The organism is Mesorhizobium sp. WSM4313, from assembly GCF_002294725.1.
GTDB lineage: Bacteria > Pseudomonadota > Alphaproteobacteria > Rhizobiales > Rhizobiaceae > Mesorhizobium.
Map to the genome: position 1 here is coordinate 710899 of NZ_NSFT01000001.1, position 16711 is coordinate 727609.

The 16711-nt window shown below is 63.2% G+C and carries 18 protein-coding genes; 12 read left to right on the plus strand and 6 right to left on the minus strand.

What is annotated here, in order from left to right:
* The first annotated feature begins 7 nt into the window (after window positions 1-7).
* Window positions 8-805, plus strand: a complete 798-nt coding sequence (locus CK219_RS03580) for a YdcF family protein (RefSeq protein ID WP_095765340.1) — start codon at window positions 8-10, stop codon at window positions 803-805.
* On the opposite strand, the gene CK219_RS03585 is transcribed toward CK219_RS03580, so the two are convergent.
* Window positions 778-1497, minus strand: coding sequence for a DUF599 domain-containing protein (locus CK219_RS03585; protein WP_095765341.1), 720 nt, complete (start codon window positions 1495-1497; stop codon window positions 778-780). The two genes, CK219_RS03580 and CK219_RS03585, sit on opposite strands and share 28 nt — an antisense overlap.
* Window positions 1498-1666: 169 nt before the next feature.
* On the opposite strand from CK219_RS03585, the gene CK219_RS03590 reads away from it, so the two are divergent.
* From CK219_RS03590 to CK219_RS03600, 3 genes are all read left to right on the plus strand, one after another.
* Entirely contained in the window at window positions 1667-3070 is a 1404-nt protein-coding gene (locus tag CK219_RS03590) for an L-serine ammonia-lyase (RefSeq protein ID WP_095765342.1), read from the plus strand.
* An 84-nt stretch (window positions 3071-3154) separates the two neighbouring features.
* On the plus strand, window positions 3155-3592 hold the full coding sequence (locus CK219_RS03595; protein ID WP_095765343.1) for a DUF1489 family protein: 438 nt from the start codon (window positions 3155-3157) through the stop codon (window positions 3590-3592).
* 123 nt (window positions 3593-3715) lie between these two features.
* Window positions 3716-4414: a molecular chaperone DnaJ gene (locus CK219_RS03600; RefSeq protein ID WP_095765344.1), complete on the plus strand. Its 699-nt coding sequence runs from the start codon at window positions 3716-3718 to the stop codon at window positions 4412-4414.
* Between the two features lie 43 nt (window positions 4415-4457).
* Here CK219_RS03600 and CK219_RS03605 read toward each other — a convergent pair whose 3' ends face one another.
* Window positions 4458-5882 carry a D-alanyl-D-alanine carboxypeptidase gene (locus tag CK219_RS03605; RefSeq protein WP_095765345.1) on the minus strand — a complete coding sequence of 475 codons (1425 nt, stop codon included), beginning with the start codon at window positions 5880-5882 and terminating at the stop codon, window positions 4458-4460.
* Between the two features lie 288 nt (window positions 5883-6170).
* On the opposite strand from CK219_RS03605, the gene CK219_RS03610 reads away from it, so the two are divergent.
* From CK219_RS03610 to clpA, 3 genes are all read left to right on the plus strand, one after another.
* Entirely contained in the window at window positions 6171-6500 is a 330-nt protein-coding gene (locus CK219_RS03610; protein ID WP_095765346.1) for a phasin family protein, read from the plus strand.
* Window positions 6501-6777: 277 nt separating this feature from the next.
* A complete protein-coding gene (gene clpS / locus CK219_RS03615; RefSeq protein ID WP_036258315.1) occupies window positions 6778-7104 on the plus strand; it encodes an ATP-dependent Clp protease adapter ClpS in 327 nt (108 codons plus the stop codon).
* Between the two features lie 6 nt (window positions 7105-7110).
* Window positions 7111-9576, plus strand: a complete 2466-nt coding sequence (gene clpA, locus CK219_RS03620) for an ATP-dependent Clp protease ATP-binding subunit ClpA (RefSeq protein WP_095765347.1) — start codon at window positions 7111-7113, stop codon at window positions 9574-9576.
* 90 nt (window positions 9577-9666) lie between these two features.
* On the opposite strand, the gene CK219_RS03625 is transcribed toward clpA, so the two are convergent.
* The 4 genes from CK219_RS03625 to CK219_RS03640 all read right to left on the minus strand — a co-directional run bounded on the left by CK219_RS03625 (window position 9667) and on the right by CK219_RS03640 (window position 12738).
* Complete coding sequence (locus tag CK219_RS03625) at window positions 9667-10095, minus strand: HIT domain-containing protein (protein WP_095765348.1); 429 nt, start codon at window positions 10093-10095, stop codon at window positions 9667-9669.
* A 171-nt stretch (window positions 10096-10266) separates the two neighbouring features.
* Window positions 10267-11481 (minus strand): GNAT family N-acetyltransferase, encoded by a 1215-nt coding sequence (locus CK219_RS03630; protein WP_095765349.1) that lies wholly within the window; start codon window positions 11479-11481, stop codon window positions 10267-10269.
* A 55-nt stretch (window positions 11482-11536) separates the two neighbouring features.
* Entirely contained in the window at window positions 11537-12265 is a 729-nt protein-coding gene (locus CK219_RS03635) for a glycerophosphodiester phosphodiesterase (RefSeq protein ID WP_095765350.1), read from the minus strand.
* An 8-nt stretch (window positions 12266-12273) separates the two neighbouring features.
* Window positions 12274-12738 carry a RidA family protein gene (locus tag CK219_RS03640; protein ID WP_095765351.1) on the minus strand — a complete coding sequence of 155 codons (465 nt, stop codon included), beginning with the start codon at window positions 12736-12738 and terminating at the stop codon, window positions 12274-12276.
* Between the two features lie 139 nt (window positions 12739-12877).
* Between CK219_RS03640 and CK219_RS03645 the strand changes: the two genes are divergently transcribed.
* From CK219_RS03645 to tsf, 5 genes are all read left to right on the plus strand, one after another.
* Window positions 12878-13708, plus strand: a complete 831-nt coding sequence (locus CK219_RS03645; protein ID WP_095765616.1) for a cell envelope integrity EipB family protein — start codon at window positions 12878-12880, stop codon at window positions 13706-13708.
* A gap of 82 nt (window positions 13709-13790) precedes the next feature.
* On the plus strand, window positions 13791-14069 hold the full coding sequence (locus CK219_RS03650; RefSeq protein ID WP_095765352.1) for a DUF4031 domain-containing protein: 279 nt from the start codon (window positions 13791-13793) through the stop codon (window positions 14067-14069).
* 2 nt (window positions 14070-14071) lie between these two features.
* Window positions 14072-14677: a LysE family translocator gene (locus CK219_RS03655; protein ID WP_245340378.1), complete on the plus strand. Its 606-nt coding sequence runs from the start codon at window positions 14072-14074 to the stop codon at window positions 14675-14677.
* A 175-nt stretch (window positions 14678-14852) separates the two neighbouring features.
* Window positions 14853-15632: a 30S ribosomal protein S2 gene (rpsB, locus tag CK219_RS03660; protein ID WP_095765354.1), complete on the plus strand. Its 780-nt coding sequence runs from the start codon at window positions 14853-14855 to the stop codon at window positions 15630-15632.
* A 121-nt stretch (window positions 15633-15753) separates the two neighbouring features.
* Window positions 15754-16674 carry a translation elongation factor Ts gene (gene tsf, locus CK219_RS03665; protein ID WP_095765355.1) on the plus strand — a complete coding sequence of 307 codons (921 nt, stop codon included), beginning with the start codon at window positions 15754-15756 and terminating at the stop codon, window positions 16672-16674.
* The last annotated feature ends 37 nt before the right edge of the window (window positions 16675-16711 follow it).

The following is a 16711-nucleotide window of genomic DNA, read 5'->3' on the forward strand; positions in this document are numbered from 1 at the left end:
GCGATGCATGTTCTACTATCTTTCCAAGATTCTCTGGTTCTTCATCCAACCGATCAACCTGGCGATCTTCCTGTTGCTTGCCGGCCTGCTGGCAGCGATGCTCGGGCGCCGGCGGCTGGCGGCCGCGGGCAGTGTGCTCGGCATCGCGATCCTGGTCCTTTCGGCCTGGACGTCGGTCGGCGCGATGATGCTCAATCCGCTCGAAGAACGCTTCCCCAAGCCGCCATTGCCCGAGAAGGTCGAGGGCATCGTCGTGCTTGGCGGCGGCTTCGAGGGCGCCATCAATCTGGCGCGCGGCGGTTACGAGCTGAACAGCAGCGGCGACCGCATGGTGGAGACAGCGATCCTTGCGAGGCGCTTTCCGCAAGCGAAGGTCGTCGTATCGGGCGGCAACGGCTCGCTTTTTCTCGACGGCGAGGGCGACGCCGACACGGCGCCGCGGCTGCTCGGCGCCTTAGGCGTTTCCGCCGATCGCCTGATCCTAGAGGATAAATCCCGCAACACTTACGAGAATGCGGTGTTCTCGCGAAAATTGGTCGAGCCGAAGCCGGGCGAGACCTGGCTGCTGGTGACCTCGGCTTTCCACATGCCGCGCGCCAAGGCGCTGTTCGACAAGGCGGGTTTTGTGACCGTTCCGTGGCCGGTCGACTATCGCACCTCGGGCAGGGAAGGCGTCGGCCTCTACCGCGACAATCCGGTGGATTCGGTGCAGGCGACCACCATCGCATTGCGCGAATGGATCGGGCTTTTCGCCTACAGGCTGTCCGGCAAGATCGATCAGTTCTTTCCCGGGCCGGGCGGCTGACCGAGCACGGCTTGCCGCGCCGCCGAGAAGAACTGGCGCCGCACCAGCACGGCCAGAAGCACCAGCGTCGATATCACGAAGACGACCGGGTCGACGAACCAGCCGAGATAGCCGATCGAGAAGAAGACGGCGCGCAATCCGGAGTTGAAGTGCTTGCCGGCAAGCACGTTCATGCGCGTCGCTCGCCACACCGCCGTTTCGCTGACCGGGTTGCGCGAAGCCGGGCCATGCGGGGTCGGCACCGCGCCGATCAGGATCGAGCAATAGTTGAACAGGCGGTAGGCCCAGCCGAATTTGAAGAAGGCGAAGGCCAGGACAAGCACCAGGCCGAACACCTTGGTCTGGAAGGCTTCGCGTGACGAGGCCGCGCCGAAGGGCAGGTCGGCCAGAACCTCAAGCACGCGGTCAGAGGCGCCGAGCAGGGCAAAGCAGCCGCCGAGCGCGATCAGAGAAGACGAAGCGAAGAAGGCGGTGCCTTGCTGCAGGCCGCCCATGATGGCGGTGTCGACGATGCGGATCTCGCGCTCGGCCATATTGCGCATCCAGGCCTCGCGCTGGGCGTTCATTGCCGTGGTCAGCGACATGCGACGGACCAGCTTGCCGTCCGAGGCGAGCGTGTGCGCAACCCAGACGACCAGGAAGAAAGCCAGCGCCGCCAGATCGGCCGTCGAAAGATGAAGTGAGTCGCCCATCCACTGCTTTTAACACAAGCGGCGCCAGCACTTCGACAGGCGGCAAGCGATGTCGCTGGCGGAGCAAACAAGGTCGGCAGCCGCAGCGCCGCGCCATGCAAAACAGCGGAAACATCGCGGGGAATTCCTATATGTAAGCCTTGAGCGGTCCTCAGGAGACGACGCCCCAGTGTTCCTTTCGGTTTTCGACCTGTTCAAGATCGGCATCGGCCCATCGAGCTCGCACACCATGGGGCCGATGACGGCCGCGCGCCGCTTCCTCGACGAGATCCTGGCCGGCGACTGGCCCCGGCCCGCCGGCGTCAAGGTTGACCGCATCGGCGCCAGCCTGCACGGCTCGCTTGCCTATACCGGCATCGGCCACGGCTCCGACCGCGCCGTCATCCTCGGCTTGGCCGGCCAGACACCGCAGACGGTCGATCCGGACGAAGCCGACGGCATCGTCGCCCGCATCGGCGCGGAGAAGCGGGTTTCGCCGCCCGGGCATCCGACATACCGCTTCGATCCCGCCAAGGACCTCGTGCTCGACCGCAAGACGCCGCTGGCCGGCCATGCCAACGGCATGGCCTTCTATGCCTATGATGCGTCCGACCGGCTGCTGCTCAAGCGCATCTATTATTCGATCGGCGGCGGCTTCGTCGTTTCCGAGGAAGAGCTGCAGCGCATGAAGGCAAAGGGCTCGGTGACGACCGAGGGCAAGAAGGTACCGTACCCCTTCAAGAACGCCGCCGAAATGCTGGCCATGGCGGCCAAGAGCGGGCTTTCGATCGCCGAGATGAAGCGCGCCAACGAGGAAATGCATATGTCGCGCGAGGAGCTCGACGAAGGCCTCGACGCGATCTGGGGCGCGATGAAGGGCTGCATCGATCGCGGCTTGTCGCAGGACGGCATCATGCCGGGCGGGTTGAAGGTGCGCCGCCGCGCGCGGCAGCTGCACGACAAATTGCAGGAACAGTGGCAGCAGAACAGGCCAAATCCGTTGCTCGCCAATGATTGGCTTTCGATCTACGCCATGGCTGTCAACGAGGAGAACGCCGCCGGCGGTCGCGTGGTTACGGCGCCGACCAATGGCGCTGCCGGCACGCTGCCGGCAGTGCTGCGCTACTGGCTGCATTTCCATCCCGAAGCCGACCAGCCGAGCATCCGCGACTTCCTGCTGACGGCCGCCGCCGTCGGCGGCATCATCAAGTCCAACGCCTCAATCTCGGGCGCCGAGGTCGGTTGCCAGGGCGAGGTGGGTTCCGCTTCGGCGATGGCCGCCGCCGGGCTGTGCGCCGTCATGGGCGGCACGCCCGAGCAGGTGGAGAACGCCGCCGAGATCGCGCTCGAGCATCATCTCGGCATGACATGCGATCCTGTCGGAGGCCTTGTGCAGGTGCCCTGCATCGAGCGCAACGCGCTGGGGGCGGTGAAGGCAGTGACGGCGGCCTCCTTGGCCATCAAGGGCGACGGCACGCATTTCGTACCGCTCGACGCCGCGATCGAGACCATGCGCCAAACCGGCCTCGACATGAACGAGAAATACAAGGAAACCAGCCTCGGCGGCCTCGCGGTCAATGTGGTGGAGTGCTGAGGTCTTATCGAGACCCCAGGCTGGCCCTGTGGAGAAGTCGCTCAAGGCGTTGACGCGTCAACCCTTGCGGCTAAATCTTGGGGCATGTCACTCAATCTTATCAAACTGTGCGTCGGTTGCGACAGCGTCGAGGACCTCGAAGAGTGGATCGCCTTCCGCCTCGACGAGCGGCGCCGTGCGGGCGAGCCGGCCGAGCACTGGCACACCACCCGCATGGTGCCGACGCGCGGCGATGAGATCACCGACGGCGGCTCGCTCTATTGGGTGATCAAGGGCAGCGTGCAGTGCCGGCAACTGATCACCGAGATCCGGCCCTTCGTCGACGGCGAGGGCATCGGCCGTTGTCATCTGGTGCTCGATCCTGAGGTGGTGCGCACCGACTGGCAGCCGCGCCGCGCCTTCCAGGGCTGGCGTTATCTCAAGCCCGCCGATGCGCCGGCCGATCTCGGCAAGGGCAGGGCGGCACTCGCCGAAATGCCGCCGAAGCTCAGGCTCGAACTCGCCGAACTTGGCCTGCTGTAGCGCCGCGCCGGCCGGCAAGCCCGCCGCTGGCCCTTCGGCTCGTTCGATGTGGGACTTGCAAGCGCCGGACCTTGGTCCCATCCTATTTGTTATGCTCGGTCATCCGTATGGCGGTGCTAATCGATGGGTGTGATCCTCGCTTTGGCAGCGGTGCTTGTGGTGCTTTTCGGCGCCGCCATGCTCTTTGTGCGCGCTGATCCCGCAAGGATGGCCGATAGTCTGAGATCGCTTGGACCGGCTTTTCTGGGCTTGGTCGGGGCGCCCATGCTGATCTTTGGCCGCAGCCTTATCGGCGGACTGCTTTTGCTCGCGGCACTGGCCTGGGTCGGCTGGATACGCACGAGGCGGCCTCCGGCGCGCGCCGCCGCTTCCAAACATTCGACGGTGCGCACTGCCGCGCTCGAAATGGACCTCGACCACGACAGCGGCAAGCTCGAGGGGCTCGTCCTGGCCGGGCGTTATGAAGGCAAGATGCTGGGCGCAATGGGGCTGACGGACCTGCGCCAGCTTCACGGGGAGCTCAGCCCGGACATGGAGAGCCGCCAGCTCCTAGAGACGTATCTTGACGGCCGTTTTCCCGTCTGGCGCAAGGACGCGCAGCCGCACGGTGGCGAAGGGCTGGGTGTTGCGCCAGGTGCGGGCTCCATGACTAAGGAGGAGGCCTACAAGGTCCTTGGTCTTGAAGCGGGGGCTGCCGCGGCGGATATCCGCAAGGCGCACCGCCGCCTGATGCAGCGCCTGAACGCCGATGTCGGCGGCACGTCTGTCCTGGCGGCGCGGATCAATGAAGCCAAGGACGTCCTGCTCTCCAATCACGATTAGTCTCCTTCGACGCGGGTACTTTCCCGGAGATTTCAACAGCCGCCTATTGCTCGACGGCGTAGCACGAGATTTTCTTGCGCTTCAGGGCGTCGCAGGCCTTCCAGGCGGCGTCCTTCGAGCCGAAGCCGCCGAAACGGGCGCGGTAGTAGGTGGTGCCGTCCTTGTCGAAAGCGACCGTGAAGCCCGATGCGTCCGCCAGGACCCTCGGCGCCTGCTTGCTCGTCTTTTCGAGCAGCGCCTGGGCTCCGGTTTTCGTCGGCGACGATGCAACCTGAACGACCCAGCCGGAGGGCACTGACGACGTCTTGACCGGATCGATCGCCGGTGCTGCGGGCGATGGGTCGGCATAAGCGGTGACGACCTGGGCCGAGGCTTCCTCGGTTTTGGCGGGCGGCGCCATCGCGGCCACGGCAACCGTCTTCACCTTCTTGATCTGGATCACCGGTTTCGTCTCTTCGGCGACCTGTTGGCTGTCGTCCTGGACGTCATCGTCGGCTGAGGCGACGACAGCGTCATCCGTAGCCGGCTTGGCGTCCGGAGTCGGCGCGTCATGCTTGGGCAAAAAGACCTTGGCCAAGGTCTTGATCGGATTGTCGTTGCCCTTGGCGATGAGATCGCCGCCGCCGCGCGTCGAGGCGCGCGGCAGATAAGTGTTGATCAGCGCGGCCATCTGGTTGTCGCGGCTGCGGCCGGAAGCGCCGCCCATCACCACGGCGACGAGGCGACGGTCGCCATCGGCAACGGAGGAGACGAGGTTGTAGCCTGACGCGCGGGTGTAGCCGGTCTTGATGCCGTCGACGCCCTTGATGCGGCCGAGCAGACGGTTATGGCCGTTGATGCGCTGACGGCCATATAGAAACGAGCGCTGCGAGAAATAACCGTAATATTGCGGATAATGCTCGCGGAGCGCGATGCCCAGCATCGCCATGTCGCGAGCCGTGGTGAACTGGCCGGGGTCGGGTAGGCCGTTGGCGTTGCGGAAGACGGTGCCGTTCATGCCTAGCTGGCGCGCCTTGGCCGTCATCATGCGGGCGAAATTGTCTTCGCTGCCGCCAAGCATCTCGCCAAGCGCGGTCGCCGAGTCGTTGGCTGATTTCGTCACGATCGACAGGATCGCGGTCTCGACCGGAACCGAGCCGCCGGCGCGCACTCCGAGCTTGGTCGGCGCCTCGGCGGCGGCATGAGCGGAAAACGGAACCGGGGTGTTCTTGCTGATCCTGCCCTTCGCCAGCGCTTCGAAGGTGAGGTAGAGCGTCATCATCTTGGTAAGCGAGGCGGGATAGCGCCGGCCATTGGCGTCAGCGGAGTAGAGCACCTTGCCGGTCTTGGCGTCCACGACGATGGCCGAGGCTCTTGCTGCCATTGCTGACGCTACGTCGGCGACGACAACCGTCATCGCGAGCGCGGCGATCATAATTGCCCTGAGGGAGAAAGATTTGGAGACTAGCCCCGACAACGCCTGACGCACCGTTACTTACCCTGAATTTTCGTTGCCCCGGAGGCGGCAAAGGGAGTGCCGGCCTCACTTCCAGCCAAGCTATCGCGCCCAGCGTTACCAATCCGTTTATGGTAACCGCCGCGTTCACCATTTTTCGGCAAATCGAGCTTCTCTTTAATCGAATTTTACCGGCTGCCGGCGCTGGACGCCCTGCATATCAAGGGATTCTTGACTTTTGTGCATCGCACAATATATTGAGGTGCATTGCACAAGGGCGCCCGGGGCAAAAAGGGCGTTTCAACCAAAGGGAAGTATGAAATGACCCAGACCTATGAGGACTTCACGAAATACGGCAAGGAATTTGCCGACACCGGGCTGAAGAGCTTCGCCTCGCTCACCAAGGGCGCGCAGGCGATCGCCACCGAAGCCGGCGAATACACCAAGAAGAGCTTCGAAGCCGGCACCGCCGCCTTCGAGAAGCTGTTCGCAGCCAAGTCGATCGAGAAGGCCGTCGAGATCCAGACCGATTACGCTAAGCAGAGCTATGAGAGCTTCGTGGCTGAGGCCAGCAAGATCGGCAATCTCTATGCCGAACTCGCCAAGGAAGCGTACAAGCCCTTCGAATCGGTGGTCGCCAAGGCGAAGTAATTTCGCCCGATCACACCGGACACGGCCAGCGGGCCAATCAAAAGGACCCGGTCGCGAAAACGCGGCCGGGTTTTTTCATGCGTGATCGCAACCTGACGCACCTTGCCGCATTCACGATTGAGAAATTCGCTGCAGTTTGCCCACCTAGCCATATTGTCAGCTAAACAGAAGGGCTTAAAATCGTCCATCGAGAACCTACATGTTGAACTCGCATGAGGATTCGAAAAGGCTGGACTACGTGACGATCGGTTTGACTGCCACGGCAGGCGTGGTGCGAATGCAAAGTGACGGAGACCGCAACGATCCCGGTCGCGGCACCGCTGTCATCACGCGCACCAAAACCAAGACCAAGAAGCCCAGTCTCTACCGGGTCCTCATTCTGAACGACGACTACACCCCGATGGAGTTCGTCGTTCACGTCCTGGAGCGTTTTTTCCAAAAGGACCGCGAAGCCGCCACACGCATCATGCTTCATGTTCACAATCATGGAGTGGGCGAGTGCGGCATCTACACATTCGAGGTGGCCGAGACCAAAGTGTCCCAGGTCATGGATTTCGCCCGACAGAATCAGCATCCGCTGCAATGCGTGATGGAGAAGAAGTGAGGTAACATGCCGGCTTTCTCCCAAGGCCTGGAAAAGGCGCTACATCAGGCGCTGACATTCGCTAACGAGCGGCATCATGAGTATGCAACGCTCGAACATTTGCTGCTCGCCCTGATCGACGACACCGAAGCGGCCGCCGTCATGCGCGCCTGCAACGTCGATCTCGACGAGCTCAAGCATACGGTTCTCACCTATATCGACACCGAGCTCGACAACCTCGTCACCGGTTATGACGAGGATTCGAAGCCGACGGCAGGTTTCCAGCGCGTCATTCAGCGCGCCGTGATCCATGTGCAGTCATCCGGCCGCGAGGAAGTGTCCGGCGCCAACGTGCTCGTCGCCATCTTCGCCGAGCGCGAGAGCCACGCTGCCTATTTCCTGCAGGAACAGCAGATGACCCGCTACGACGCGGTCAATTACATCTCGCATGGCATTGCCAAGCGCCCAGGCGCTTCGGAATCGCGCACGCCGCGCGGCGCCGAGGACGAGCAGGGCGGCCAGAACGGCGCCGAACCGCAGGAAGAGGGCGGCAAGAAGAAGCAGCAGGACGCGCTGACGGCCTACTGCGTCAACCTCAACAACAAGGCGCGCGCCGGCAAGATCGATCCGCTGATCGGCCGCGACAGCGAGATCAACCGCACCATCCAGGTGCTGTGCCGCCGTTCCAAGAACAACCCGCTCTATGTCGGCGATCCGGGCGTCGGCAAGACGGCGATCGCCGAGGGCCTCGCCAAGCGCATCGTCGAGGGCGATGTGCCGGAAGTGCTGCAGGACGCCACCATCTTCGCGCTCGACATGGGCACGCTGTTGGCCGGCACCCGCTATCGCGGCGACTTCGAGGAGCGGCTGAAGCAGGTCGTCAAGGAGCTCGAGGACTATCCGGGCGCGGTGCTGTTCATCGACGAGATCCACACGGTGATCGGGGCCGGCGCCACCTCGGGCGGCGCCATGGATGCATCGAACCTTCTGAAGCCGGCGCTGTCGTCCGGCGCTATCCGCTGCATCGGCTCGACCACCTACAAGGAGTTCCGCCAGTTCTTCGAGAAGGACCGCGCGCTGGTGCGGCGCTTCCAGAAGATCGATGTCAACGAGCCGACCATCGAGGACGCCATCGAGATCATGAAGGGCCTGAAGCCCTATTTCGAGGAGTTCCACAAGGTCCGCTACACGAGCGAAGCGATCAAGGCCTCGGTCGAGCTGTCAGCGCGCTACATCAACGACCGCAAGCTGCCGGACAAGGCGATCGACGTGATCGACGAAACCGGCGCCTCGCAGATGCTGGTGCCGGAAGCCAAGCGCAAGAAGACGATCGGCATCAAGGAGATCGAGGCGACAATCGCCACCATGGCGCGCATCCCGCCGAAGACGGTATCGGCGGATGATGAAAAGGTGCTGCAGGGGCTCGATATCGAGCTGAAGCGCGTCGTATACGGCCAGGATACGGCCATCACGGCGCTGACCTCGGCGATCAAGCTGGCGCGCGCCGGCCTGCGCGAACCGGAGAAGCCGATCGGCTCCTACCTGTTCTCAGGCCCGACCGGCGTCGGCAAGACGGAAGTCGCCAAGCAACTTGCCGCCTCGCTCGGCGTCGAGCTGATCCGGTTCGACATGTCGGAATACATGGAACGCCACACCGTCTCGCGGCTGATCGGCGCGCCTCCCGGCTATGTCGGCTTCGACCAGGGCGGCCTGCTCACCGACGGCGTCGACCAGCATCCGCATTGCGTGCTGTTGCTCGATGAGGTCGAAAAGGCGCATCCGGACCTGTTCAACATCCTGTTGCAGGTGATGGACCACGGCAAACTGACGGATCACAACGGCAAGCAGATCGACTTCCGCAACGTGATCTTGATCATGACCACCAATGCGGGCGCCTCGGACGCGCAGCGTGCGGCGATCGGCTTCGGCTCGACCAAGCGCGAGGGCGACGACGTCGAGGCGATCAACCGGCTCTTCACGCCGGAGTTCCGCAACCGCCTGGACGCGATCATCCCGTTCGGTTCGCTGCCGGTGCCGGTTATCCATCAGGTGGTGCAGAAGTTCGTCATGCAGCTTGAGGCCCAGCTCTCCGAGCGGGGCGTCACCTTCGACCTGTCGCCGGACGCGATCGCCTGGCTGGCCGATAAGGGCTATGACGAGCGCATGGGCGCGCGTCCGCTCGGCCGCGTCATCCAGGAGCACATCAAGAAGCCCCTGGCCGACGAGGTGCTGTTTGGCAAGCTCAAGAAGGGCGGCACGGTGCGCGTCACCGTCGAGAAGAAGGAAACCGGCGAGTCCGGCCTGAAGCTCGAATCGCTCGCCGACGAGTCGCCCGTGCAGCCGAAGAAGGAAGAGCCGGAAGACTCGCCGAAGCCGAAGAAGGCGGTGGCCAAGAAGCCGGCGCCCAAGAAGGCCGTGGCGCAGAAGCCGGAGCCGAAGGGCAAGGACGGCAACAAACGCAGCCTTGTGCCGCAACTGCCGCGCAAGGGCTGATCGGCCTTCATTTGAAATGCAAAGAGCCCCGGCAATGGGGCTCTTTTCTTTTGAGCGGTCAGCGCGCAGTCACTGGGGTCGAAGGCTGGGTCAGCTTCCCAGCGCCGCGCGGATCTTGCCGGCGTGCTCGGCCAGCACTTCGGGCTTCTCCATCTGGCCGGAATGCGGCTTCAACGGCACGCCTTCGAAGCGTGGCACGACGTGGACATGGAGATGATAGACGGTCTGCCCGGAGGCCGGTTCGTTGAACTGCATGAGGGTGACGCCGTCGGCGTCGAAGGCCTTTTTCACTGCCACGGCCACCTTCTGGACGACCGCGAACAGCGGACCGAGCGTTGCCGGATCGGCGTCGAGCATGTTGCGGGACGGCGCCTTGGGCATCACCAGTGTGTGGCCCATGCCTTGCGGCATCACATCCATGAAGGCGACGACCGCATCGTCCTCGTAGACGCGGTGCGATGGAATCTCGCCGCGCAGGATTTTCGCAAAGATATTGCCGGGATCATAGGCTTCGGCCATGGGGTGACACTCCCAATTGCATTCACCGTCCGGTGTAGCGAAGCCGCCGACGGGCGGCAAGGCGCTCAGGCGAGATCGCTAAAGCGCGTCGTAAGGAATGGATTCGGGCGACGCGCTTTAAGTCTCTGTTTTCATGTTTCATCGCAGCGGCATGGCGCGCGGTGAGGCCGGCTATTCCCCAAGATCCTTGCGGAAGGGCGTGTGCTCTTCGAGATATTCGGCCATGCGCTCGACCTCGCGGCGCTCGCGCCTGAGATAGTCGGCGACGGCGTTGCGCAAGCCGGGATGCGAGAAGTAGTGCGCCGAATGCATGGTCACCGGCCGGTAGCCGCGCGCCAGCTTGTGCTCGCCCTGCGCGCCTGCCTCCACCACCTTGAGCTTGCGCTCGATGGCGAAATCGATCGCCTGATGGTAGCAGACCTCGAAATGCAGGAAGGGGTGATCCTCGATGCAGCCCCAGTTGCGTCCGTAGAGCGCGTCGGAGCCGATGAAGTTGATGGCGCCGGCAATGTAGCGGCCGTTCCGCTTTGCCATCACCAGGAGGATGTCGTCGGCCATGCGCTCGCCGATCAGCGAGAAGAACTGTCGGTTGAGATAGGGCCGGCCCCATTTCCTGCCGCCGGTATCCATGTAGAAGGCGAAGAAATCGTCCCAGGCGCTTTCGGTGATGTCCTTGCCGGTCAGCCAGTCGATCGAGATGCCGTCGGCAACCGCTTCCCGGCGCTCCTTCTTCATTGCCTTGCGCTTGCGCGAGGCAAGCGTGGCGAGGAAGTCGTCATAGGTCGAAAAGCCTTCGTTGAAGAAATGGAACTGCTGGTCGGTGCGATGCAGGAAGCCCGCCGCCTCCAGCGTCGCCACATCCGGCTCGGTTGCGAAGGTGACATGCGCCGAAGAGACGCCGAGCTTTTCGGTCACCAGCTTCAGGCCTTCCGCCAGTCCTGCCTTCACCGCACTTTCATTCTCGGCTTTGCCGACCAGCAGGCGAGGGCCGGTGACTGGTGAAAACGGCACCGAGCATTGCAACTTGGGATAATAGCGGCCGCCGGCGCGCTCGAAGGCGTCCGACCAGCCGTGGTCGAAGACATATTCGCCCTGGCTGTGCGATTTGAGGTAACAAGGGACGGCGCCGAGAAGCCTGCCTTGCGGGGTTTCCAGCCGCAAGTGATGACCCTGCCAGCCAGTGCGCCGGACGGCGCAGCCTGAATCTTCCAGAGCGCTTAGAAAAGCGAATGAAACCAGCGGGTTGTAGATGTTTTCTTGATCGCCGCGCGTGGTTCCGGCAAAGCCGTTCCATTCCTCGCAGGTGAAGGCGCCGATACCCGCCGCGATGCGGATCGCATAATCCGCATTCGCTGCCCGTCCATCGTCTTCGTCGCCCTGATCCATGGGGCTTATTTAAGCTTCGCAGGGGCAGCTACAAGTCACGTTTGAGGCACTCGGCTCAGCCAACTCTCACCAGGCCGGGATCGAAACCCTCGAAGGTCATCTGGTCGGCATATTTGAAGGTGAGGTCGACCGCCGGCTGGTCATGCACGGTCCAGGTAATGACCGGCATCTTCAGCCTTTCGCGCACGAAGCTGACGAAGGGGTTGGGCAGGTCGCCGGCAGCGTAGGAGGTGAAGGCGAGATCGTGCGCGAGCATGGCGAAATGCGCCTCGATCAGCTGGTTGTCCCTGCCATAGGCGGTCAGCCCGCCGGGGATGCCGGGGGCGTCCTTGGCGAAGTCGCGGATCAGCCAGTGGTCGAACGACATGATCGCCACCTTGCCGTTGTAGCGCTTGAGCAGCCGGCCGACCCTGGCCACCAGCCCCGCATCGTGGCCGGGAACGCCTTTCAGCTCGACCACCAGCGGCACACGGCCGTCGATCAGGTCGAGCGCCTCCTCGAGCGTCGGCACGTGGTCCTTGGTGCCGCCGACCTTGAGCGTCGCCAGTTCGGCCGCGGTGCGTTGCCAGACGAAGCCATCCTGGCCGGTCAGCCGTTTCAGATCGCCGTCATGGATGATGACCGGGACGCCGTCGGACGAGAGATGCACGTCGCATTCGATGGCATAGCCGCGCTCGGCCGCCGCGGCGAAAGCCGACAGCGTGTTTTCCCAGCGCGTCTTGTTCATGTCGTGGAAGCCGCGATGCGCGACGGGCTGCGCAATCAGCCAGGACAGATCGGTCATGTTGAGCCTCACTCGACTTCGAAGATCGCTTCGATCTCGACCGCGGCGTTGAGCGGCAGCGAGGCGGTGCCGACGGCGGAGCGGGCATGCTTGCCGCGCTCGCCGAGTGCGGCGACCAGGAAGTCGGAGGCGCCGTTGGCGACAAGATGCTGCTCGACGAAATCCGGCGCGGAGGCGACGAAGACGGTGATCTTGACTAGGCGCCGGATCTTTTCGAGATCGCCCACTGCGGCCTTGGCCTGCGCCAGGAGGTTGATGGCGCAGAATTTCGCGCCTTCCTTGCCTGCAGCGGTGTCGATGTCGCGGCCGAGCAACCCGCTTGCCTGCAGCTTGCCGTCCTTCAGCGGCAACTGGCCGGCGGTGAACAGCGTGTTGCCGGTGCGGCAATAGGGCACGTAGTTGGCGGCGGGCGCGGCGGCGGCCGGGAGGGTGACGCCAAGATCGCTTAGCCGCTTTTCGATTGTTTCGCTCATTGGTTTTCCCTATTGCTGGAAGACGCCGCGTTGGCCGGGCCGAAATTGCTATTTTTGCCTCGCTTCCGCCATGACTTTTTTTAAGCTGGACTATCTTTCCCTGCGGTCTGCCTCGCGGCCGCGACGATCGGAGCAACGCATGCGCGCAACGCGCCTTTTTCTCGCCGCCGCCTGTTTCTCGGCGATGCTCCCGATGGCGCCGGCCCTTGCGGTGCCCGCGCTGCAGGCGCATCGCGCCGTCTACGATCTCACGCTCAACAAGGCCTCCGATCGCTCAGGCATTACCGGCATCACCGGCCGCATGGTCTATGAGTTCAATGGTTCCGCCTGCGAAGGCTATACAGTGAAATTCCGCTTCGTCACTCAGATTGCCACCGCCGACGGCACGAAGCTGACGGACCAGCAGACGACCACGTTCGAGGATGCCGAAGGCAAAACGTTTTCGTTCGTGACGAAATCCTTCACCGACCAGAACCTCGACAAGGAAGTGAAAGGCACCGCGACCCGGGAGCAGAAGGGCCTCAAAGTCGAGATCGACAAGCCTGAGAAGAACAGCCTCGAGCTTGCAGCGACGCAGTTCCCGACCCAGCATCTGGTCGAGCTGATCGGCAAGGCCGAAAAGGGCGAGAATTTCTACCAGACCAATCTGTTCGACGGCTCCGAGGACGCCAACAAGGTGATGACCACCACCGTCATCGTCGGTAAGAAGACCGATGTCCAGAAATCCGACCCGGAGGCGCCGGCGCTGGCCAAGCTCGCGACCGACAAATACTGGCCGGTCGACATCGCCTATTTCGACGATACCGACAACAAAGGCGAAGAGGTGCCCGAATACCGGATCAGCTTCAAGCTGCACGAGAACGGCATCACCCGCGACCTCGTCATGGACTATGGCGAATTCTCGATGACCGGCAAGCTGGTGAACCTGTCGCTGTTCGATCAGACCAAGCCTTGCCCGGCGTCGAAATAGCAATTGCTGACGGCAGCCGGCCCGGCTTGCAGGCTTGGCCTCCGAATACCATGCGTGAGGCTCACCGAATGCGGTGGGCTTGATGGCAGTCTATGTCGATGCGGCGATCTGGAAATGGGCCGGCCACCGCTGGTGCCATCTGCTCGCCGATAACACCGACGAACTCCATCGCTTTGCAGCCGAGCTGGGCCTTAAGCGTTCGTCCTATCAGGGGCCACCCAAGACATCGGCGCCGCATTACGATATCACTGGCTTCGAGCGTGATCGCGCGGTCAGGCTTGGGGCGATCGAATGCACCCGCGAGGACATCGTGGCGATCTTCCGCCGCGTGCGGGTTCCGAATGGGAAGGTAAGACGATGACGATGACGGCGTTCCTGGCTTATTGCGTCGCGATCTCATTGGCCGCCGCCACGCCTGGACCGGCGATGTTCGCGGTGATTACCAATGGTCTGTCGCGTGGGTTCTCGCGGGCTTTCATAGCCGGCATGGGGGTCGCCGCGGGCGACGCCGTCCTGGTCACCCTGGCGTTGCTCGGGTTGGTGGCGTTGGCCCAGACCTTCGAGTGGATTTTTCTTTTGCTGAAATACGCCGGCGCCGCTTACCTGGTCTTTCTCGGCATCAGGATGTGGCGGGCGGCCGCCCAGAAACCAGACGACTCTCGTCAGACACAGGCGCGGCTGTCGCGGTCCTTCTTTCTCGGCGCGTCCATTGCGCTCGGCAATCCGAAGGCGATTCTGTTCCACGCCTCCATCATGCCGCTGATCCTCAACCTTGACACCATGACCTTCGCCGATGGCCTGCTCGTGGTCCTTGTCGTGGTCAGCGTCAATATCGTCACCATGGGTCTCTATGCCGCGATGGCGGGGCGGGCAGCCGGATGGTTCAAGACCCCGAAGCGCATGCGCCTCATGAACAGGCTCGCTGGCGGCGCGATGATCGGTACCGGTGCGCTGATTGCCGCACGTTGATGCGCGAAGTGATACCCAGCTTGCGTTTGTGACGCTTCCCCTCTATATGCGCGCTCATTCCACACACGGACTTTGGTGTCTGCCCGGGAGAAATCCGGCTGAGACCTCCGGTGGCATCAGGACATAAGTCCGAAATGCCTGTGTCCGTGGAGGCCAACCGGAAAGGAACTAAAGAATGGCTCTGCCAGATTTCAGCATGCGCCAGCTTTTGGAAGCTGGTGTTCACTTCGGCCACCAGACCCACCGCTGGAACCCGAAGATGGCGCCTTATATCTATGGCGCCCGCAACAACATCCACATCATCGACCTGTCGCAGACGGTGCCGCTGCTGCACCAGGCCCTGAAGCAGGTGTCCGACACCGTCGCCAAGGGCGGCCGCGTGCTGTTCGTCGGCACCAAGCGCCAGGCGTCCGACATCGTCGCCGACGCGGCGCAGCGTTCGGCCCAGTACTATGTCAATTCGCGTTGGCTGGGCGGCATGCTCACCAACTGGAAGACGATCTCGAACTCGATCCAGCGCCTGCGCAAGCTCGACGAGACGCTCTCCGGCGAGGCCCAGGGCCTCACCAAGAAGGAGCGCCTGAACCTCGACCGCGAGCGCGAGAAGCTCAACAAGGCTCTCGGCGGCATCAAGGACATGGGCTCGACGCCGGACCTGATGTTCGTCATCGACACCAACAAGGAAGCGATCGCCATCCTCGAGGCCAAGCGCCTCGGCATTCCGGTCGTGGCCATCATCGATTCGAACTGCGACCCGGACAAGATCGACTTCCCGATCCCCGGCAATGACGACGCGGCCCGCGCGATCCAGCTCTATTGCGACCTGATCGCCAAGGCCGCCATCGACGGCATCGCCCGTCAGCAGGGCGCGCTCGGCGTCGACATCGGCGCTTCGGCGGAGGCTCCGGTCGAGCCGGCGCTCGACGCTCCGGCCGCAGAAGCTCCGGAAGCTTGATAAGGAAGGCCGGATCCCGGCCTTCATCTTTCCAATAAGTTGGCGCGCTAAAGCGCTTTTGCCGAGCGCATCACCCGAGTCCCGGTTGGTGCGTCGGCGCATTTGAGACAAAGAGGCGACAATGAGCATTTCGGCTGCACAGGTCAAAGAACTCCGCGACTTGACCGGCGCGGGCATGATGGACTGCAAGGCGGCGTTGAACGAGACCAACGGCGACATGGAAGCGGCCGTCGACTGGCTGCGCAAGAAGGGTATCTCCAAGGCCGACAAGAAGGCCGGGCGCACTGCCGCCGAGGGCCTGATCGGCGTCGACGCCGGCGTGCGTGAAGCGGCCATCGCCGAGGTCAATTCCGAGACCGACTTCGTCGCCCGCAACGAGCAGTTCCAGCAACTGGTCCGCAATGTCGCGAAGGTCGCGCTCGCCTATGGCGTAACCGAAGCGGTTGCCGCCGCCAAGTATCCAGGCTCCGACAAGACGGTCACCGAGACCGTCAAGGACGCGGTCGGCACCATCGGCGAGAACATCAATTTCCGCCGTTCGGCCAAGCTTACCGTGCCGCATGGCGTGGTGGCGACCTATGTCCACAATGCGGTTGCCGATGGGCTGGGCAAGCTCGGCGTGCTGGTCGCGATCGAGACCACCGGCAACGAGCATGCCGCGAACGCCTTTGCCCGCCAGGTTGCCATGCACGTCGCCGCCACCAACCCGGTGGCGCTGACGGCCGAAGAGGTCGACCCGGCGCTTATCGAGCGCGAGAAGGCGATCTTCTCCGACCAGGCGCGCCAGTCGGGCAAGCCGGAAGCCATCATCGAGAAGATGGTCGAGGGCCGTCTGCGCAAGTTCTACGAAGAGGTGGTGCTTTTGAAGCAGGCCTTCGTGCTCAATCCCGACATCACCGTCGAGAAGGCGCTGAAGGATGCCGAGAAGGAGATCGGCGCTCCGGCGAAGATCACTTCCTATCTGCGCTTCGCGCTGGGCGAAGGCATCGAGAAGGAAACGACCGATTTCGCGGCGGAAGTCGCGGCCGCGGTCAAGAAATAGCTCCGATCCGAGGGGAGCGTGCGGCGTTTCCTTAAGG

Coding starts and splice junctions, on each gene's coding strand:
- CK219_RS03580 (WP_095765340.1), top strand. CDS start 8: ATGTTCTACTATCTTTCCAAGATTCTCTGGTTCTTCATCCAACCGATC.
- CK219_RS03585 (WP_095765341.1), bottom strand. CDS start 1,497: ATGGGCGACTCACTTCATCTTTCGACGGCCGATCTGGCGGCGCTGGCT.
- CK219_RS03595 (WP_095765343.1), top strand. CDS start 3,155: ATGTCACTCAATCTTATCAAACTGTGCGTCGGTTGCGACAGCGTCGAG.
- CK219_RS03600 (WP_095765344.1), top strand. CDS start 3,716: ATGGGTGTGATCCTCGCTTTGGCAGCGGTGCTTGTGGTGCTTTTCGGC.
- CK219_RS03610 (WP_095765346.1), top strand. CDS start 6,171: ATGACCCAGACCTATGAGGACTTCACGAAATACGGCAAGGAATTTGCC.
- clpS (WP_036258315.1), top strand. CDS start 6,778: ATGCAAAGTGACGGAGACCGCAACGATCCCGGTCGCGGCACCGCTGTC.
- clpA (WP_095765347.1), top strand. CDS start 7,111: ATGCCGGCTTTCTCCCAAGGCCTGGAAAAGGCGCTACATCAGGCGCTG.
- CK219_RS03625 (WP_095765348.1), bottom strand. CDS start 10,095: ATGGCCGAAGCCTATGATCCCGGCAATATCTTTGCGAAAATCCTGCGC.
- CK219_RS03630 (WP_095765349.1), bottom strand. CDS start 11,481: ATGGATCAGGGCGACGAAGACGATGGACGGGCAGCGAATGCGGATTAT.
- CK219_RS03635 (WP_095765350.1), bottom strand. CDS start 12,265: ATGACCGATCTGTCCTGGCTGATTGCGCAGCCCGTCGCGCATCGCGGC.
- CK219_RS03640 (WP_095765351.1), bottom strand. CDS start 12,738: ATGAGCGAAACAATCGAAAAGCGGCTAAGCGATCTTGGCGTCACCCTC.
- CK219_RS03645 (WP_095765616.1), top strand. CDS start 12,878: ATGCGCGCAACGCGCCTTTTTCTCGCCGCCGCCTGTTTCTCGGCGATG.
- CK219_RS03650 (WP_095765352.1), top strand. CDS start 13,791: ATGGCAGTCTATGTCGATGCGGCGATCTGGAAATGGGCCGGCCACCGC.
- CK219_RS03655 (WP_245340378.1), top strand. CDS start 14,072: ATGACGGCGTTCCTGGCTTATTGCGTCGCGATCTCATTGGCCGCCGCC.
- rpsB (WP_095765354.1), top strand. CDS start 14,853: ATGGCTCTGCCAGATTTCAGCATGCGCCAGCTTTTGGAAGCTGGTGTT.
- tsf (WP_095765355.1), top strand. CDS start 15,754: ATGAGCATTTCGGCTGCACAGGTCAAAGAACTCCGCGACTTGACCGGC.